Origin of the sequence: Desulfonatronum thiodismutans, from assembly GCF_000717475.1 — a bacterium.
Lineage (GTDB): Bacteria > Desulfobacterota > Desulfovibrionia > Desulfovibrionales > Desulfonatronaceae > Desulfonatronum > Desulfonatronum thiodismutans.
Window position 1 is genome coordinate 289,642 of sequence record NZ_JPIK01000012.1, and the last position, 17,709, is coordinate 307,350.

Sequence of the window (17,709 nt, forward strand, 5' to 3'; positions counted from 1 at the left end):
GGGAGGGGGTGCGAGTGGGGATTAGAACTCGACTTTCACGCCGCCCAGCACGATGATGCCCGGCGCGGTGGTATCGCCCGTGGAAGCGGAGCGGAAGATGTCGTATTTGTTGTTGAACAGGTTTTCGATGTTCACGAACAGGGTCAGGTGGTCGAGGAATTTTCGGGATATGGCGGCGTCAACCGTCCAGTATCCACTGTTTTTGCTCGTGTTTTCGTTGTCATAATAGATATTGGCGTAATAATTGGCCATCAGGGTCAGATTGACAATGGCCGGGTCCGCGTAGCGCACGCCGAAGTGCGCGGCGTGTTGCGGGTCGTTGGTCAGATAATTGCCCTCCAGGGACCGGTTTTCCTCATCCTTGCCGATCTTGGAGATGTTGTAGGTGTAATTGGCGAACAGCGTGGTGTACTGGATCGGATCCCAGGCCGTTTCCGCGGTGAACCCGTAGATGTCCACCTCGCTGATGTTGTCCAGGACGTATTCGCTCCGAGTCCTTCCGCCGGCAAAGGTTCCCGTGTTTACCAGGCGGTCGCCGATGTAATCTTTGGCCCAGGATTGATAAAAGCCGACCTTGGCCCAGAGATTGTCCAAAAGGTAGCGTTCCGCCCCGATGTCGTAGGACCAGATTTCCTCGGGCTTCAGCTCCGGATTGGCTTCGCGGTAGTAGGTACCCCCGCCGCGAACATGGACCTTGTACAGTTCGAACAGGCTGGGGGCCCGGAAGCCTTTCCCCCCCGATGCACGCAGAGTCGTTTTGTCGTCCGGGTGAAAGGCCACACCCAGCTTGGGCGAGAAGCTGTTCTCCCGGTTAGTGTCGTAGAAATTGCGGTACGCGGGCTTCCCCGCGCTGGCCTGGGTGTCGTAGTTCATGCCGTCGCGGGTCTCGATCCAGTCGTAACGAGCGCCGACATTGACGATCAGATTGTCCTCCAAAAGCCGCATGTCCATGTTCACGAAAGGCGAGATGGTGCGCTGCTTGCCCTCGGCCCCGGCGTCCCGGGTGTCGCCCGGATAGTCCTCATCGTAATTCCAGACCGCTTCCTTGAAGGCCAGTCCAAAGGTCACTGGCACCCAGGGCAGGGGTTCCACGGTGCTTTGCAGATCCGCGCCCCAGGTGTACGTGCCCTTCATTTTTTCATCACGGAACGCGGATGTGTAGTTGTCGTTGGCCGTATCCTGAAAGGCGGTCTTATCAACGCGGTTCAGGTAGACCAACCCCTTGAGGTCGAAGGAACCAGCCTGATGAGAGAAATTGAGCCAGTACTGGTCCAGGGCCATTTCGTTGTAGAAGTACTTTCGGCCTTGGCCGCCTTCATAGTCGTAGTACAGGGCGCTGAGTGAGATGTCGGTATCCGGACCGAGGTTGTAGGCCGCCTTGCCCAGGATGCGTCCCAGCTTGCGATAGCGCTTGATTTCGTAATCCTGGCGTTCTGATTCTTCATTCATGTAAAAGCCGTCGCTGTCTTCGTAGCCGCCGGCCAGCATCACCCCGAAATCGCCGAAAGTCTGACTGTGAAAGCCAGATCCTTCATATGTGTTGGCCGATCCCGCCTGTCCCCGGACCGATGTTTTGCGTTGCGCGGACGGCTTCTTGGTGATGATATGGATCACGCCGCCCAGGCCTTCGGAGCCGTACAGGGCGGATGTCGGGCCGCGGACGATTTCGATGCGCTCAATGGTTTCCTTGGGGATGTGCCCCCAGCCCACCCAGGCGATGCCGTTATTGAAGTTGTCGTTCTGGGGCACGCCGTCCACCAGCAGCAAAACGCGGTTTTTGCCCACGCCGCGCATGATCAGGGGGCTGACAATGCCGTTGGTCTGCAAGCCATAGTGCCGGAAATTGTGGATGCCCGGCACACTGCGAACGATGTCCTCCACACGCTCAAACGGCGAGGCCATGATCTCTTCGCTGGAGAGCACGGTGACGTCCTGGGCCGCATCGAAAACCGGGATTTCCGTTCTGGTGGTGGATACGACGACGGACTCCATGCGATGCACCTCGCCTTCCTGAGCCATGGCTGGAAGCGCGCAGGCAGCAACCAGTACAAAGGCGGGCAGCAGCAGCCTGAATTTGAACATGACCTTCCTCCTTGATTGAAGATGTTGAGAAAATTCAAAAAAATGAAACAAAGCGCCGACAAAATACCCGGACAAACTATTCGTGCACGGTGATCGGGCCAAAAGCCATGCCCGTGAATTGCCTTTGCAACTCCGCGAAGGCCGACCCCCCGTTCAGAAACGTGCTGATCTCCTCGGCCTTGGCCATGGGGTCCACGACCGCGAAACGCTCCGGATAGAGCACCTTGCCCACGTAGTAGGCGTTGGCAAAGATTGATTCGAAGTTCTGGGTGTAGGAGTTGTAGGGAAACAGACCGTACACCCGCCCGGCAAGAACCGCGGACAGACTTTGATACGCCGGGTCGTTGCGCAGTTGCTCCACGGCGTTGGCCGCGGAATCCAGGCGCATGGTGGAGACGTCGATAAAAATGATCTCCGGGTTCCAGATGATGATCTGCTCCTTGGAGACATTGGCGTGGGAGGACGTCTCCTTGTGTTTGGCCAGTTCCCCGGCGACATTGTTGGCGTGGGTGAAGGCAAAGGGCGCAAAGGACGGTTCCGTGGACTGGAAGCCGTGCGGTCCGCTCAAGCCGAGGCCGCCGATGTAGCAGGAGGGCCGCTCGTTTTCGGGCACATCCGCGGTGCGCTGCCGGACATCCTGTTCCAGGGCGTCAAAGTAGGCGATGACCTCCTCGGCCCGGTCCTGAACGCCCATGACGTCCGCCATCAGCCGCAGGGCGTGGTTGAGCTTGGGGCGGCCATAGGTCAGGTTGCCGTATTCCACGGTGATCACGGGGATGCCGGTCTTGCCCTGCAGCTGTTCCGGATCATATCCGCGGCCCGCGGACGTCTTGAAGATGACCTGCGGCTGCGGGTCCAAACCGGCGATGAGTTCAGGGCTGTCGTGACCGCGAAATTCCCCGAAAATGGGGTAGCTCTTGAATTGCGGATTGGCGATGGCGTAGGGCCGGGCGTCAATGGGCGATCCATGCACCTCAATGCTGTCCACGGCCACGATCCGGTCATGTGCCTGCAGATAGGTCAACAGCCGAAGACAGCCGGAGCCGGAACAAATAACCCGGTCCACCTGAGTTGGAATGGTCAGGACCCGACCGGCCGCGTCCGTGATCTGCCTGTTCCTCTCCGCAGAATAAGCCGGTGTTGCCAAACTCCAGGCCCAAAACAAAGCAACGCCAAAGATGCTCAAAAATCGCATTATCAATCCTCCATGTTCGAGCATGTTTCTGATTTCGATACGGTTCGGATACAAAATGGTTAAGAACGTTCTACCTGGGTGCGGTGGACGTGTTGCTGTCCCACGGACCATTCTCTGTTCCAGAACCTTTTACGGTAGACTTGTCGATAGAATTTTCTAGAAAGTGGAATGCCGTTACAGTCTGGACGACATGTATTGCAGGTAAGGCCATTTCAATGGTCTGATGCTCCTTGAACAAGGCAAATGCTCATCTATGGCGAAGTAAAAACCTAGGTCGGTTAGCGTCATACCATGATGCTCAGTTTTATCGCTGAACCAGTCACAACGGCTTGCTAGCCGATTTTGAATCGCGTTGGTTATTGTCTTTGCGCCGTAACTGCACCCATAAACTGTACAGAAACAGAATCACGCTCAGCCCCATGAACGCGGTGAGGTACTCGGCCACCAGGGGCTTTTTGTAGGAATCCACGAATAGTCCTTCACCGATTTCGACGGTGACGGTCTTGGGGTGCAGGCCGTGATCGGATTCGCCGGCGACGGAGACGGTCCAGGTTCCGGCCTTGTCCGGCAGAAAGGAAACAAAGCCGTTCTTGTCCGTCCTGCCGGTTTTGTGCGGGATGGTTTCATCAGGGCCGAAAATCTCGTAGGTGGAATAACTCGCCGGGTCGGTCTGGGTGTAGAAGAAGCGGACGCTGACGCCTTTCTCGTCCACGCGGTAGTGCATGCCGTGGGCCGAGGCGGTGGCGGCTGGGAACAAAAGGCAAAGTAGCAAGGCAAGGATGATTGAGCGTGCCGACATGATGGATTCTCCAAAAGTCCTGATTGTCTTCGGGGCAAATGAATGCGCCCGGACACCGCTTCACGGGTCCGGGCGCGCGTTTTTTTCGGAACGAGTTAGTCCACCTCGAAGGTGAGCACACCCCGATAGGTCCTGGTGTCGCAGACACCCGGATCCGGATAGGCTTCCTGGTGCTCGACCTTGATCAGCCAGATCCCTCGGTTAAGGATGCGCAGTCGGCCTTCTCCGTCCGCGTTCGTTCGCGCCGTGTAGGCAAAGACGTCCGATTCCGAAGAGAAACCGGCGTATGTGGCGTTGAAAAAGCCGTTATACGGTTCGTCGTTCAGCAGAACGCGGATGGGCAGGTAGCCGCCAGTCTTCAGCGTGGCGGGATTGGCCAGGGGGACGATCTCCAACGGATGGCCGACTACTGCGTCCACATTCCCGTCGGCATCGCCGACGTTGAGCACGGCCTTCATGGTGTTCACGGAAAAGGAGCAGCCGATGACGTTGTCCAGGCCGCTCTTGGGCTGTGAACGTCCACCTGTGGCCGTCCTTGTCCAGTAACCGCCCTTGGGCTGGCCGACGACCAAGTATGCTCCGGACTCCAGAGGATTCACGGATGCGAATTCCAATTCGGATTTGGCTTCGACATCGACCTTGGTGCCGCTGGGGGCAAGGATATATAAGTCCTCTACGCGATCTTGCTTCATGAACCCATCATACGGGAAGGCATGTCCCCAGCCGATGGTCAGGTTCGCCGTTCTGTTTTCCGGAAGCTGGTATTGCTGCATGTTCAGCCAGGGATAATGGGCCTGGGCCAGGATAGGCAGGAAGATCAGGGCCGCTGCGACAAGTGCCGGCCATGCAAGTAGTTTTCTGTTCATGGCAGTTCGCCTCTTTTGCCTTCGAAGACCATTAGAATTCGATCTCCAGGTTGATGCCGATGCTGCGGCCCATGCGGTGGGCGTAGTCGCCTTCGCCTCTGTCGGAATTGGTGATGTTCTTGAAGTCGGCGGATACTTTCGCGAGCCTGGAGAACTGCTTCCAGATGCGGGCGTCGATGGTGGCGTGCGCGCCCAATTCCTGGGTATTGGCCATGTTGCGGTACTGCTTGCCGACTTGCGTCAGGATCACGCTCGCTCCCACGTCCCAGGGCTGAAATACATAGGTCGGGGCCAGGGAGAAGGTATATTTGGGAACATATGGCAGATCCAAACCCGTATCCTTGTTCTCGGAATCGGTGTAGCTGAATCCCGCGTTGAGAAAAAAAGCATCGCTCAAGGTCAGTCGGGCAGAGAGTTCGCCTCCCTGGATTTGGGCCTTTTCGACATTGAAATAGCTTTCAATGGGGATTCCGTCCGGAGCGATTTCTCCGGTAGCTTGGCGGACGACCATGTCTTTGAGATCGGAGTAGAAAAATCCGAGGTTGAAGGTCAGCCGATCGTTCATCAGCCCTTGCTCCAGGTTGAGCGAATAGGTCCAGGCGGTCTCCGGATTCAGGTCGGGGTTGGAGCGCATGTAGTATTCTCCGTGCCGCACCAGGCCGTCATAGTAGAGCTGGCGAATGGTCGGCGACTTGAAGGCTCTCCCCACGGAGCCGCGCAGCGTCGTGGCATCGAAGACCCGATACATGGCGCTGAACTTGGGATTGATCTCCGTACCGAAGGTGGAATGGTCCTCCAGACGCGCGCCGGGAACCAGGGTCAACCTACGATCAAAAAGCATCAGTTCGTCCTGCACGAACAGGCTGTTGGTGGTCACGTTTCTGTCCACGGTGACCGTGGACTGTTCCTCGCCGCGCAGGTAATTTCTGGAAAAATAATCCATGTGCTGACGCTGGGTCGCCCCACCTACGGTGAGGATGTTCCAGTCCGTGTACCAATGGTAGACAAGCTCGGCTTGGTCGTAGCCGATCTTGCCGTCGCGGTATCCATGGTCGAATCCAGGATATCCGTTGATGAAGTCCTGCCAGTAGGTGGAGCCGTTCAGGACGACTTCGTGATCACCGATGGTGTAGTTGAGCCCGCCGGAAAAGCGATAGGAGTCATACTCCCGGTCGTATTCGGCCACGGGGTTGTCCAGGTCGCGTCGAGCACGTCCGTAGTTCGCGCCCAGGTTGATGCTGAGATTCTCCGTGATGTCCGTGTTCCATTTGCCCATCAGGCTGTGCCGATTGGTCGTCGCCGGATCGAAGGCGATACCTTCGTCTTGCTCATAGCTGTACTGGAAAAAATACCCGGAGTTGCCCAGAGCCGGCCCGCCGAAACCGGCGTTGGCCCGGTAGTAGTTGCGACTGGATTTGTTCACGGAAACGTCCTGACGCTTGGTCACCTCGTAGCGGCCATAGGCGGCTCCGCCGAACACTGTGGTTTCCTTGGGGGCTTTGCGGGTGATGATGTTGATTACGCCGGCCAAAGCGTCTGATCCATACAGGGCGGAGGCGGCTCCCTTCACGATTTCGATGCGCTCGATCATGCTCAAGGGGATCTGGTTCAGGCTGATGCCGTAGTCGCCGTGAGCGCCCATCTCGCCGTGCACGCGTTGCCCGTCGATAAGGATCAAACCGTATCCTTCGTTGAATTGCAGACCGCGCATGGTGGAACGGATGTTGTCCGAGCCCATGACGTCGTCCAGGGTGGAGACGTTGATGCCCGGCACTGTTTTCAGCGCGTCGAGAATGTTCTGCGAGGGCATTCGCTCAATGTCCTCGCGGGTGATGACCTGGGTTTCCACGGGCACGTCCTGCAAGGTGTGCCGGGTTCTGGTTCCCGTGACCACGTATTCTTCGACTTCCGCGGCCTGTCTGGGGGCCTCCTCCGCAAAGGACGTCGCCGCCAGGCACAGAGCCGAAAGCAAGACGGTTCCAAATTTCCATGACAATCGCATTCCCCAACCTCCTTCGTTGTGTGTTCGAATGTCACCGTCGCGGGCCATCCACGGCGGTGATCGCCTCTGTTGAAATCTCATCCCCCGGAGCGGATGCCCTCCAGCCATAACTCTGCCTGACGGCGGACCTTGGGCTCTTCCTTGGCCTGGGCAAAGGTCGCCCGGGCTTCCTCAAGTCGGCCCTGGTGAAACGCGGCCATGCCCAGCAGGAGCAGGGCTTCGGGCCGGACTTCCGCGCACCTGGTTCCGGTTGCGTGTTCCATCTGCTCCGCGACCGCGCTCCAGTCCTCGATCTGCGCGAACAACCGGCCGATGCGCAGGCGGGTGGCGCAGTCCTCGCTCTGTTCGACTTTTCGGACCAGGGTGGTCGCGGCTTTTCGGATTTCCCGGGCCTGGACCCAGGTGTCGGCCAGCAGGTTCAGGTTGTCTTCCGTGGGCGGGATGCGGCCGTTGTTCAGGGCCTGCTCCAGAATTCCGGCTCCAAGGAAAGGGGCTTCGGCCTGGCGGAGCATGCGGGCCACCTGGAGGATGTCCTGGGGCTGATCGAAGACCCCTTTGTGGTGACCGGCGGTGAGTACGGCGGCTGCCTGGCGCTCCTGGTTCAGTTGCAGGTGCGCGGCGGCGAGCTGTTGCCAGTAGCGTTTGTCCGTGGGCCACTGCTCCATGATTCCGGGCAGCCAACGGATCATTTCCGCGTATTGTCCGCCGTGGTGCAGGGCGGCCAGGAGCATGTCGTACCACTCGGCCACTGGGCTGGTCCCGGCCTGAAGCGATTCCTGGATAGCCATCTTCAGATGGCGGGCCGCCGCCTCGTACCGCTCGGCTTCGAAATAGATCCAGGCCGTCCGGACCCGTTGCTCCGGGGCGATGACGTCGGCCTGGTCCAGCCATACGGTCATCCGCCGGACGGCTTCGTCGTGGCGACCCAGGAGCTCGAGGATCTGGGCCGTGTTGGCCAAAACCCGCAAGCGCGAGGCCTCGTCCAGGCTGTCCAGCTCCAGGGCCTTGTCAAAGGCTTCCAGGGCTTTTTCCCGGTGGTCGGTCTCGCTGAACAAAAAGCCGCGCATCTGCCAGGCCAGGGCCAGGGCGTAGGGTTCTCGGTGGAACTCCTGAAGGAATCCCTCCAGGAGTACATCCGCTTCGGCCCATTGTTCCGCGTGCAGCAGGTCCTGAGCCGCGCTGAGTTGTTGGTGCGCGGCATGGGAGACCGTGGGTTGGCTGGCGAAGACGGAGTCGGGGCAAAGCGTCGGAACTACGCAGAGTATCGACAACCACAAACCAAAAAAGCCGATAATGAGGAGGAAGCGAAAGAAAACTGGATTCCCGCCTGCGCGGGAATGACTTGAAAGGGAAGGTGTCGTCGAAACAGTCATTCCCGCGCAGGCGGGAATCCAGTGCGAGGCGTTACAGTTTGGAGGGGAAAAAAGGCTGTGCGGAATTGACTTGAGTCCAGACGCCATGCTCATCCCTCCAGATTGAAGACAATGGTAATGGTGGCGATGGCCGGGACGGCCTTGCCGTCCTGCATCTGGGGATGAAAGCGCCAGCGGCTCAGGGCGCGGACGGCTTCCTGGTCAAAGATGCCTTCTCTGGGCTCGGCCTCCACCACGGAGACGTCGCGGACCGAGCCGTCCGGGTTGACGACGAATTCCAGGCGCACCCAGCCGGAAATGCCCTGGCGTCTGGCCCGGACCGGATATTGAGGCGGAACCTGGGAGATGGGCGTCAGGGACTGGGTGTAGGCCACTGGTCCTGTTGGCGCCGGTGGAGGCGCGGCCAGGGGCAGACCGGCCAGGGCCAGGTCCGTTGGGAAGTCGAACCGGGGAAGATCGAAGGCCGGGGGCTGGGGCGTGGGTTGTTTGGGCGTGGCCACGGCCTCCAGGCGGGGAATGGGTTTGATTTCCTCGGGCGGCTCGGGCTTTTCGCGCTCCCGGCGGCGCACGATCTGTTCCTGGTCGTCCATGCGGATGAACTGGGGCAGTGGTTCGCGGCGCTGAGCCTCGATCCCCGCCTCCCCCCGGCTGACCAGAAAATTCATCAGCAGGAACAGCCCCACCGCGGCCAACAGGCCGAGGACCAGGGAAACGCCGAATCGAACCGGGGTGTTCATGGCTTGCTCGCGGCAACGGCCACGTTATGCACCCCGGCCAGCCGGACCTGATCCATGACCTGGACCAAAATTCCGGTGCGCGAGGCCTCGTCGGCCTGAATGACCACGGCCCCTTCCGGGTTTTCGGCCCGCAGCCGTTCCACGTTGGCCCGCACGGCCCGCACGTCCACCTGACGCCCGTCGATCCAGATCGCGCCGGATTCGGACACCGCGATCATGATGTTGCCCCGCTCCTGGCGCTCCGCGCTGGCCGCGGTGGGCCGGTTCACCTCAATGCCCGCCTCCTTGACGAAGGAAGTGGTCACAATGAAGAAAATCAACATGATGAACACCACATCCATCATCGAGGTCATGTCGATCTGGGCGCTATCCTGTTCGTCGTATCGTCGTCTGCGGCGCATGGGATTGGGGGGTTCAATGGTTCAACGGTTCACTGTTCAACGGTTGAAATGACTGCGGTTAAATGTTTTTTACTCCTGACTCCTGACTCCTGACTCCTGACTCCTGACTCCTGACTCCTGACTCCTGCCTTCCTCTCCCCCTCCAGCATATCCCGCTTCAACACATCCTCGGCCTCCCGGGCGTGGGCTTCGCCGCCGCGTTGCAAGCGGATGCTGAAGACAAAGCCGGACAGGGCCACCACCAGCCCGGCCATGGTCGGGATGGTGGCCATGGACACGCCCGCGGCCATGGCCCGGGGATTGCCCGTGCCGCTGAAGCCGATCACGTCGAAGACATGGATCATCCCGGTGACCGTGCCCAGCAGCCCCAACAGCGGGCAGGCCGCGATCAGGGTGCGGATGGCGGTCAGGGAGCGGGTCAGGCCCTGGCGCAGTTCGGAGACGTCCTTGCGCAGCAACATCCGGGCGATGCGGCGCTCCTGGGGTGGCAACCTGGAACGCCGGGCGCGCACCGCGGACAGTTCCCGGGGAAATACCCGCCAGTGATGCCAGTAGCGCTCGATGATCAGGGTCCAGAGGACCACGGCCACCAGGAGGATGACCCACAAGACCGGACCTCCGGCGTCCAGAAATCGTTGCAGGTTGAGAATCGGCTCAATCATCACCCTCCCCGCGCCTTTTGAATATGTTCGGCCAGCAACCCCGCGCCCTGCTCCTCCAAAATGTTCACCAGCCCTCGGCTCTTGGCCGCGGCCAGGCTGTGCAGGAAGAGCAGGGGGATGGCCACGGAAAGACCCAGGGCCGTGGTCACCAGGGCCTGGGAGATGCCTCCGGCCATGAGCTGGGGATCGCCGGTGCCGAACAGGGTGATGGCCTGGAAGGTTTCGATCATCCCCACCACCGTGCCCAAAAGGCCCAACAGCGGCGCGACGGCGGCCAGGATTTTGATGGTTCGCAGGCCCCGTTCCAGGCGGGGGATTTCCTTGAGCACGGCCTCGTCCAGCCGGATTTCCAGGGTTTCCGGGTCCACGCTGTGGTTGGTGCCGCTGACCTGGAGAATCCGGCCCAGAGGGTTGTCCGGCAGGGCTGTTTCTGAGCGCAGTTGGCGTTGGATGCGGCGGTCCATCACGATCAGAATCGCGAAACGGACCACGAAGAGGATCAGCCCGAACAGGCCCAGGCCGAGGATGATCAGCCCGATTTCCCGGCCCTGCTTGATCCGTTCAATGAGCGTGGGCGATTGGACCAGATGGGCCAGAATCGCGCCCCGGGAGGGGTCCAGGGCGAAGAAGCGCGTCTCGCCCGGACTGGCCTGCTCCAGCTCACGGGCCAGACGCAGGTGTCCGCCCTGGGGTTGGCGCGGCAGTTCCAGAAATTGGTTGCGGCCCTGGACATGGGACAGATACCGCCCATCGGCCACGGAGTTGAACGCGCCGATCCGGAGCACGTCCTTGGCCAGCTTCGATCCGTCCGGCAGGACAACCTCGCCGACAAAGCGGTCCACCCGGCCCGAGCCGACCATCTCCTCCAGAACCAGAATCCACATCCGCTCCAGCTCGGCCATGCTCGGCAGGGCGCGGCTGTCGCTCAATTGGCCGAGGAACTCCAGGGCCTCGGGCTTGTCGACCATGGCCAGGGAGCCGAGAAATTGGGCGTGAAAATCCCCGGCGCTTTGGCGCACCACGCCGAACATCTCTCCCAGCCCGCCCTGCTCCTCGCGCAAGGTGGCCTCCAGTTCCGTGAGGGTCGCCTCGTTGGCGTCGTAGGCCGTAAGCAGGCGTTCCTGGCGGTCCTGTTCCGCGCGCATCGCGGAGCGGGCCTCCTGGATTCTCGCGCGAGCCGCGTCCAAGTCGGCCCGGAATTCGTTTTCCCGTTCCTGGTTGATCCGTTCCTCGTTTTTGGCACGCTGACGGACTTGCTCCAGGAAGGCGTCCAGGCCGACGGTTGAAGACTGGGCGATGACCGGTGGACAAGCAAACGAGCCCAGAAATGTCAGAGCGGCCAGGATGGCGGCGAATGTTCCGGAGAAGCGGGTCATGGCTGTTTCTCCGTTCCGGTGTCCGGCTCGGCCACGGGCTCCGGATCAGGCACGTTGCCGGGTTCGTCGTTTGCTCCTGGAGAAAACGACGCAACCGGCTCCATCCACGGCATGGAGACGGTAACCGGCACCTGGATCAGTTCCGGAGCAGCCTGCCGGGCCGCGATGCGCAGGCCCTGGCGGATGGACTGATTGTGGCGGGTCTCCAGGGGAGTCCAGGCTTGGTTCCGAGGCTCCCAGAAACCGCTCTCGTTTCTGTCCAGGGTCTGGTAGGCCAGGACCAGCCGACCGATGCGCAGGAACTCGACGCTGCGCCCGGGCCCGTGATCCGTGACCAGCTCGCCCTGAAAGGCTTCGATGGTCCTGCCGTGGTCGGCCTCGGTCTGATAAGCCTGCATGATCCGGCGAAACTTTTCCGGAACGTCCACGTCAGCCCGACGCATCAAGGCCCGCAACCCCTCCACCCGGGCCATCCGCTCATCCAGGAGAAACGGCAGGTCCGCGGCCACGAAGGCCTCCAGTCCGCCCAGCATGCGCAGCATCAAGGGCACGATCTCCCGCTGGGTGACCTTGATGTCCTCGATCTGGCGCTCCAGCGAAACCATCTCAGCCTCCTGGGACCGGACCATGTCCTCCAGGTTGGCGTTGTACACGGCCAGATTCTCCTGCTCGCGCCGCAGGTCGCGGTACTCCTGGACCAACCTGAGGGTCTCATCGGCCATGGCGTCCACCCGGGTCTGGGATTCCTGAGCCTGGCGCAGGATGGAATCCTCGGTTTCGAGGATTCTCGGGATTCGCTCCGAAGCCCAAGCCGACCCGGACCAGATACCCGCCAGGAATCCGAGAATAATAAACACCTTCAACAAGATACCACACTGACCGAACTGCACTGTCCCCTCCTGAAGTCAACTCCACGCAAATCTCGATGCAAATTCGAAAGAGTCCGGATGTCGCTAAGATTTCACAGTTAATGGCCTTGAAAAGTTAACCATTGCTCAAATTTGTTGACAACAATATATACGATTTTAGCGAAATTGACAACAGAATGTGAAAATTTAACTTAGCGTGCCACTTGCAGAAGGACTTCGTGTTATCCATTCGCATGTCTTCATTGTATTGTTCCCACTCTGGAACGGTGGAATAATTCGAAAAATCAGAAGTTTAGGCGAGAGATGGGGGGGGTGGATGATGCGGGCTCGGCGACAAGCAGGTTTGAAAAAGACGGTCCAATGCGAATCGACGCACAATCAATATGTGAAAAATTGCCCGAATTTTGCTCAGAGATTGACATCACATCTTTTCAAGATATATGCACAGCTAGTAGCATGTATTATGATATTTTATTTTTGGCGGAGGTGCTCTTCTCGAAAGTTATGTTTAACGGTTTGAAGGAGGAAACAAGATGCGAGAAATGGAATTGGTCCCCATGAAGGGGCCGGCCCCGAAAAATGCCGACCCGAACAGGTTTTCCATGGTTCAGGTGGACGGGAGCAAGTGTGTCCAGTGCGGGACCTGCGACGACATCTGTCCCACGGGCGCGATCCAGGTCAAGGCCGACGGCAGCCGGTACGTCGTCTCTCCGGCAGCCTGCATCAATTGCGCCCAGTGTCTGACCAACTGTCCCTACGCCGCCATTTACGAAGAGATTTCTTACGTGGACGAAATCATGGCGGCCCTGAAGGATCCGGACACCGTGGTGGTGTCCATGCCCGCTCCGGCCGTGCGGTACGCCCTGGGCGAGCCCTTCGGCATGCCCGCCGGAACCTACGTGGGTGGGAAGATGCATGCGGCTTTGCGCAAGCTGGGGTTTGATCTGATCTGGGACAACGAATTCACCGCCGACCTGACCATCATGGAAGAGGGCACGGAGCTGATCAACCGGGTCGCCAAGCCCAATCCGAACTATCCGCTGCCGCAGTTCACATCCTGCTGTCCCGGCTGGGTCAAGTTCTGCGAGACTTTTTATCCGGAAATCCTGCCGCACATGTCCACCTGCAAGTCGCCCATCGCCATGCTCGGCCCCCTGGCCAAGACGTACGGCGCCCAGCAGGCCAAGGTGAATCCCTCAAAGATGTACACCGTGTCCATCATGCCCTGCGTGGCCAAGAAGTATGAGGGAATGAGGGTCGAGATGGCGGCCAGTGGATTCCGGGACATCGATGCCACCATCACCACCAGGGAACTGGCCTACATCATCAGACAGGCCGGGATCGACTTTGCCAACTTGAAGGATGAGGAGCCAGACCCGGTCCTGGGCCAGTCCACCGGCGCGGCGACCATCTTCGGCACCAGCGGCGGGGTCATGGAAGCGGCCTTGCGGTATGCCTACGAGGTTCTCTCCGGTGACAAGCTGAAGGATCCCGAGATCAAGGCCGTGCGCGCCAGCCAGGGCATTGTCGCCGCGGCGGTGGACGTGCCCAACTTCGGCGAGGTCCGGGTGGCCGTGGTCAGCGGATTGGAGAACACCAAGAAGATTTGCGAGGAAGTCAAGGCCGGGAAATCCCCGTATCACTTCATCGAGATCATGACCTGCCCCGGCGGATGCGTGAACGGCGGCGGGCAGCCTTTGGATCCGAACCTGCTGCTGGTCAAGAACTCGTCGAATCTCTTCGCCGACTACCGGAACCGATTCAATCTCAAATCCGTTTAAGTGAGGAAGGAGGACACTATGAACAAGCCTTTTGAATTAACCCGCCGAGGTTTCTTGCAGGCCGCCGTGGCCGTGACTGCCGTGGCCGCCATGGGCGTGGGTTTTGTCCGCGAAGCCAAGGCCGCTGCCATGGATTTCATCGGAAAGCGTCAGGTCGGGGTCTACGAAGCGGACGCCAAGGTTTACAAGATCCGAAAATCCCAGGACAACCCGATGATCAAGAAGATCTACGCCGAGGACGGTTTCCTCTCTGATGGCCCCACCGGGAAAACGGCCTATAAACTGCTGCACACCCGCTATTTCGACCGCAGCGCGGACATCAAGGAACTGAAAGCCAAGGGCATCAAGCTGAAAATCTAGCCGCTCGACCGAGAAAACACCTCCGTGCAACCTGAAGGGAAGGGTTGGTCTGACCCTCAGGGTTGCATTTACCGATGCGCAGCCTGTTCAGTATTCTAAAGATTCAATGGCCTCTCGCACATACTCCACGATCTCATCCTTCTGAAAGCCGATCACATCCGGAAAGTTCGAGCCGTTGCGCAAATAGTCCGAAAAAAGTCGGAACTCACGAAGCGCCCTGTCTCGCATGTCCTGGTCGCCGGATGCCTGGAACACCTCCATGCAGGCCTTGCCCATGTTGAAGCGGGCCAGAGGGTATTCGTTGATGGCCAGAGCTGCTTCGTATTCACCCATGGCCTTGTCCAGATCGCCTTGTCTGGCATAGGCCACGCCCCGGTCGCTGTGGGCCTCGGCGGCATAGGACGTCCCGGGGTGACAGTCGATGACGCTGGAAAAGCGGGCAATGGCGGCGTCAACTCGGCCCATGGCCAAAAAGCGTTCCCCGAAGCGAATCAGGTTGCGGGGCGGTTGGTGGCACGGATCCTGGGCCATGACGGGAAGAGAGGCCAACAAGGCAAGCGACAGGGCGATGAGCAACCAGACGATGGGTTTCATGTTTCCTCCTGGGAATCGGGATGTTGAGGATTGAAAGCAGGCGGATTTCGACATCAATATTATTTATTGATTATACAGCCGCATTATTCAAACACAAAGGCAATGCCTAAATCCAGTACTAAAAGCAAGTATGTGACGATATTATTCAATCAATTTAAGAACTTTAATACGCATTCCGGGCAAATATTGAAATTCGATTTATGTTATTATTTAGTATATAATATGCTCTATACGCACTTAAAAGCGAGACAACAAGCATGTCCACTAATCAACTGGAGCAGCACGATATGCGCAGGAGCGGTGTCGTGGGCATCTCCATATCCGATGCCGTCGGCATGACGACGAAAATCACGGAGATACTGGAAAGCAGCCACGGCATCATCAAGAACGTGACCATGTTTCCCGCCTCCAAAGAGCGGGTCATGGCCGTGATCATCAGAGCCACCACGGATGAACTGGGCGCATTGACCGGCAGGCTGGGCATGGTGCCCGGGGTCAGGGTCAAATCCGTGTTGTTCTGACGTCAACTCACCAAACCACCAGACAAGGGAGATGGGAAATGAAACGGATGATCGGCATCCTTGTTGGAGCCTGCGCTCTGTTCTTTGCGGCAACGGTCACGGCGGACGAAGGCGAGTCAAGTAAAGGCGTGGCTCTGGAGCAGGTCACGGTTACGGCGCGCGGCATACCCGCGCCGGTTTCCGGAACACCCGGCGGGGTCGGCGTTGTTGATGCCGAAACCATTGCCGTAACCGCGCCGGTGAGCCTGACGGACGCGGCCGTCCGTCTTCCAGGCGTGGACAAGTCCTCGGAGTCCGCCTGGGGCGGGGACGTCAACATTCGCGGCCTGGGGCGCGACGCCGTGGTCTTTCTGATCGACGGGGCACGGGTCAACGTGACCACGGACATCAACGGACGCTTCGGCTTGGTCAACCCCAAGGACATCCAGCGCATCGAGGTCCTTAAAGGCCCCATCAGCGCCCTGTACGGCTCGGGCTCCATCGGCGGGGTGGTGAACATCATCACCAAGAAAGGCCGGTTCCTGGACGCCCCGGCCTGGAACGCGGAAACCTCCCTGGGCGGCGGTTCCAATCCCGGAGGCGGAGACGTGCACCAGATCATTTCCTACAACGCGCCCAGGTCCTGGCTCTGGGGCTCCATCGGCTACCGGGACTTCTCGGATTACAAGGACGGAAACGGCGACAAGGTCCGCAACAGTGGATTCGAGGACTTTTCCGCCAAGCTGGCCGCGGGATTCAAATGGAACGAGTACAACGTGACCGAATTCCAGTACCAGCACCTGGACGGTTCGGAGATCGGCGTCCCGGGAACGGGCATGGCCCCCCTGCCGGTCAACGCCGACGTGACCCTGGCCGGAAACAATCGTCGGCTCGTGGAACTGAGCCATTCTTTTACCCCGGAAGACTCCCTGCTCCGGGAATCCACCCTGCAACTGTCCTATCAATTGATCGAGCGACGGGTACGCATCGACAATTTCACCTCCGGCGCGGTGGCCTGGATCAGGCCTGAGGCGGACCATGCCACATGGTCCGGGAACTGGAAGAACGTCATGGCCTTTGGCGACCATGTGGTCGTGGCCGTGGTGGACGCCTGGAACTGGCATATGGATTCCAGTCGGGTGCGCAGAACCGTTGCCGGAACGTCCATATCGGACAAGCCGACTCCCGAGACGGACCAAACGTCCGTCGGGGTCTTCGCTGAGGACGATTGGGCACTCAGCACGAACTGGAGCCTGAACCTGGGTGCCCGGGCCGACTATGTGCGCGTCGCCAACAAGGAAACCGAGGATATTGCAAAAAAGACCGCAAACGACGCCAGTTGGGGCGGGCACGCCGGGCTGACCTGGCGTTTCGCCCCGGACTGGTCCATGACCACCCTGGCCGCCAGCAGCTACCGGACCCCGAACATCCTGGAGCGGTTCAAGAACATCAACCTCGTCGGAGGCGTGGTGGAAGTGGGCGATCCGGACCTCGATCCCGAGCGCTCCTTGTTCTTCGAATACGGAATCCACCACACCGGCCGAACCGTGCGTTCCTCGGGCGCTGCGTTTTACAACCAGCTCCGCGACTACATCGTCCCCGAGCTCATCGATCCGAGCCTGTACCGAATGGGCAACGTCTCCAAGGCGGAATTGTACGGCGCTGAACTGTCCCTGGAGTGGGATTTCATCCCGAGTTGGACCGTATTCGGAAACATCGCCTACACCCAGGGCAAGGATAAATCCGCGGACGAATGGCTGCGCTTCGTGGCCCCGCTGAACGGCCTGTTCGGGGTTACGCAGAAGATGGATTCAGGCCTGTGGTGGACCCTGGAAGGCCAGTGGGCCGCGAAACAGACCCGCGTGCCGCGAGACACGGAGCACTCCGACGCCTGGATCACCATGAACGCCAGGGCCGGATACGACTTCACCCTGGCCGGACTGCGGCACGCCGTGGTCCTGGGCGTGACCAACATTTTCGATGAGACATACGGCAACTATTTGGCCACCTCGCGAGGCGTGGAACTGCGCGAGCCGGGACTGAACGCGTATCTGAACTGGCGGGTGATGTTCTGAATTTGGAAAGGGTTTGATTGGCAGGCGTGATGAAGGG

16 protein-coding genes are annotated in these 17,709 nt (G+C 59.6%); 4 read left to right on the forward strand and 12 right to left on the reverse strand.

Annotated elements, in window-relative coordinates; all coding sequences use genetic code 11:
• Positions 1-21: 21 nt before the first annotated feature.
• The 11 genes from GY33_RS0109885 to GY33_RS0109935 all read right to left on the reverse strand — a co-directional run bounded on the left by GY33_RS0109885 (position 22) and on the right by GY33_RS0109935 (position 12,350).
• Positions 22-2,082 carry a TonB-dependent receptor plug domain-containing protein gene (locus GY33_RS0109885; RefSeq protein ID WP_031387182.1) on the reverse strand — a complete coding sequence of 687 codons (2,061 nt, stop codon included), beginning with the start codon at positions 2,080-2,082 and terminating at the stop codon, positions 22-24.
• Between the two features lie 76 nt (positions 2,083-2,158).
• Positions 2,159-3,277, reverse strand: a complete 1,119-nt coding sequence (locus GY33_RS0109890) for an iron ABC transporter substrate-binding protein (RefSeq protein WP_031387183.1) — start codon at positions 3,275-3,277, stop codon at positions 2,159-2,161.
• Between the two features lie 319 nt (positions 3,278-3,596).
• A complete protein-coding gene (locus tag GY33_RS0109895) occupies positions 3,597-4,076 on the reverse strand; it encodes a hypothetical protein (RefSeq protein WP_035271740.1) in 480 nt (159 codons plus the stop codon).
• 95 nt (positions 4,077-4,171) lie between these two features.
• Positions 4,172-4,942 carry a DUF4198 domain-containing protein gene (locus GY33_RS0109900; protein WP_031387185.1) on the reverse strand — a complete coding sequence of 257 codons (771 nt, stop codon included), beginning with the start codon at positions 4,940-4,942 and terminating at the stop codon, positions 4,172-4,174.
• A 31-nt stretch (positions 4,943-4,973) separates the two neighbouring features.
• Entirely contained in the window at positions 4,974-6,944 is a 1,971-nt protein-coding gene (locus tag GY33_RS0109905; protein WP_031387186.1) for a TonB-dependent receptor plug domain-containing protein, read from the reverse strand.
• 77 nt (positions 6,945-7,021) lie between these two features.
• Positions 7,022-8,215 (reverse strand): tetratricopeptide repeat protein, encoded by a 1,194-nt coding sequence (locus GY33_RS0109910; RefSeq protein ID WP_161788464.1) that lies wholly within the window; start codon positions 8,213-8,215, stop codon positions 7,022-7,024.
• A 191-nt stretch (positions 8,216-8,406) separates the two neighbouring features.
• Complete coding sequence (locus GY33_RS0109915; RefSeq protein WP_031387188.1) at positions 8,407-9,054, reverse strand: energy transducer TonB; 648 nt, start codon at positions 9,052-9,054, stop codon at positions 8,407-8,409.
• Positions 9,051-9,455, reverse strand: coding sequence for an ExbD/TolR family protein (locus GY33_RS0109920; RefSeq protein WP_031387189.1), 405 nt, complete (start codon positions 9,453-9,455; stop codon positions 9,051-9,053). Before GY33_RS0109920 ends, GY33_RS0109915 begins: the two co-directional genes overlap by 4 nt.
• A gap of 29 nt (positions 9,456-9,484) precedes the next feature.
• Positions 9,485-10,117 (reverse strand): MotA/TolQ/ExbB proton channel family protein, encoded by a 633-nt coding sequence (locus GY33_RS0109925; protein WP_084185048.1) that lies wholly within the window; start codon positions 10,115-10,117, stop codon positions 9,485-9,487.
• On the reverse strand, positions 10,117-11,493 hold the full coding sequence (locus GY33_RS21695; RefSeq protein WP_035271742.1) for a MotA/TolQ/ExbB proton channel family protein: 1,377 nt from the start codon (positions 11,491-11,493) through the stop codon (positions 10,117-10,119). The genes GY33_RS0109925 and GY33_RS21695 overlap by 1 nt, the downstream gene beginning before the upstream one ends.
• Complete coding sequence (locus GY33_RS0109935) at positions 11,490-12,350, reverse strand: DUF3450 domain-containing protein (RefSeq protein ID WP_235185503.1); 861 nt, start codon at positions 12,348-12,350, stop codon at positions 11,490-11,492. The genes GY33_RS21695 and GY33_RS0109935 overlap by 4 nt, the downstream gene beginning before the upstream one ends.
• Before the next feature lie 545 nt (positions 12,351-12,895).
• Here GY33_RS0109935 and GY33_RS0109940 point away from each other — a divergent pair.
• Positions 12,896-14,143, forward strand: coding sequence for a [FeFe] hydrogenase, group A (locus tag GY33_RS0109940; RefSeq protein ID WP_031387193.1), 1,248 nt, complete (start codon positions 12,896-12,898; stop codon positions 14,141-14,143).
• An 18-nt stretch (positions 14,144-14,161) separates the two neighbouring features.
• A complete protein-coding gene (locus tag GY33_RS0109945) occupies positions 14,162-14,503 on the forward strand; it encodes an iron hydrogenase small subunit (protein WP_031387194.1) in 342 nt (113 codons plus the stop codon).
• Positions 14,504-14,590: 87 nt separating this feature from the next.
• On the opposite strand, the gene GY33_RS0109950 is transcribed toward GY33_RS0109945, so the two are convergent.
• Complete coding sequence (locus tag GY33_RS0109950) at positions 14,591-15,097, reverse strand: tetratricopeptide repeat protein (RefSeq protein WP_031387195.1); 507 nt, start codon at positions 15,095-15,097, stop codon at positions 14,591-14,593.
• Between the two features lie 257 nt (positions 15,098-15,354).
• Between GY33_RS0109950 and GY33_RS21535 the strand changes: the two genes are divergently transcribed.
• Positions 15,355-15,618: a CopG family transcriptional regulator gene (locus tag GY33_RS21535; protein WP_200874857.1), complete on the forward strand. Its 264-nt coding sequence runs from the start codon at positions 15,355-15,357 to the stop codon at positions 15,616-15,618.
• Between the two features lie 38 nt (positions 15,619-15,656).
• Positions 15,657-17,672, forward strand: a complete 2,016-nt coding sequence (locus GY33_RS0109960) for a TonB-dependent receptor plug domain-containing protein (protein WP_031387197.1) — start codon at positions 15,657-15,659, stop codon at positions 17,670-17,672.
• The last annotated feature ends 37 nt before the right edge of the window (positions 17,673-17,709 follow it).

Bases quoted from the DNA above. Each gene is read 5' to 3' on its own strand.
- GY33_RS0109885 (WP_031387182.1), bottom strand. From the start codon at position 2,082: ATGTTCAAATTCAGGCTGCTGCTGCCCGCCTTTGTACTGGTTGCTGCC.
- GY33_RS0109890 (WP_031387183.1), bottom strand. From the start codon at position 3,277: ATGCGATTTTTGAGCATCTTTGGCGTTGCTTTGTTTTGGGCCTGGAGT.
- GY33_RS0109895 (WP_035271740.1), bottom strand. From the start codon at position 4,076: ATGTCGGCACGCTCAATCATCCTTGCCTTGCTACTTTGCCTTTTGTTC.
- GY33_RS0109900 (WP_031387185.1), bottom strand. From the start codon at position 4,942: ATGAACAGAAAACTACTTGCATGGCCGGCACTTGTCGCAGCGGCCCTG.
- GY33_RS0109905 (WP_031387186.1), bottom strand. From the start codon at position 6,944: ATGCGATTGTCATGGAAATTTGGAACCGTCTTGCTTTCGGCTCTGTGC.
- GY33_RS0109915 (WP_031387188.1), bottom strand. From the start codon at position 9,054: ATGAACACCCCGGTTCGATTCGGCGTTTCCCTGGTCCTCGGCCTGTTG.
- GY33_RS0109920 (WP_031387189.1), bottom strand. From the start codon at position 9,455: ATGCGCCGCAGACGACGATACGACGAACAGGATAGCGCCCAGATCGAC.
- GY33_RS0109925 (WP_084185048.1), bottom strand. From the start codon at position 10,117: ATGATTGAGCCGATTCTCAACCTGCAACGATTTCTGGACGCCGGAGGT.
- GY33_RS21695 (WP_035271742.1), bottom strand. From the start codon at position 11,493: ATGACCCGCTTCTCCGGAACATTCGCCGCCATCCTGGCCGCTCTGACA.
- GY33_RS0109940 (WP_031387193.1), top strand. From the start codon at position 12,896: ATGCGAGAAATGGAATTGGTCCCCATGAAGGGGCCGGCCCCGAAAAAT.
- GY33_RS0109945 (WP_031387194.1), top strand. From the start codon at position 14,162: ATGAACAAGCCTTTTGAATTAACCCGCCGAGGTTTCTTGCAGGCCGCC.
- GY33_RS0109950 (WP_031387195.1), bottom strand. From the start codon at position 15,097: ATGAAACCCATCGTCTGGTTGCTCATCGCCCTGTCGCTTGCCTTGTTG.
- GY33_RS21535 (WP_200874857.1), top strand. From the start codon at position 15,355: ATGTCCACTAATCAACTGGAGCAGCACGATATGCGCAGGAGCGGTGTC.
- GY33_RS0109960 (WP_031387197.1), top strand. From the start codon at position 15,657: ATGAAACGGATGATCGGCATCCTTGTTGGAGCCTGCGCTCTGTTCTTT.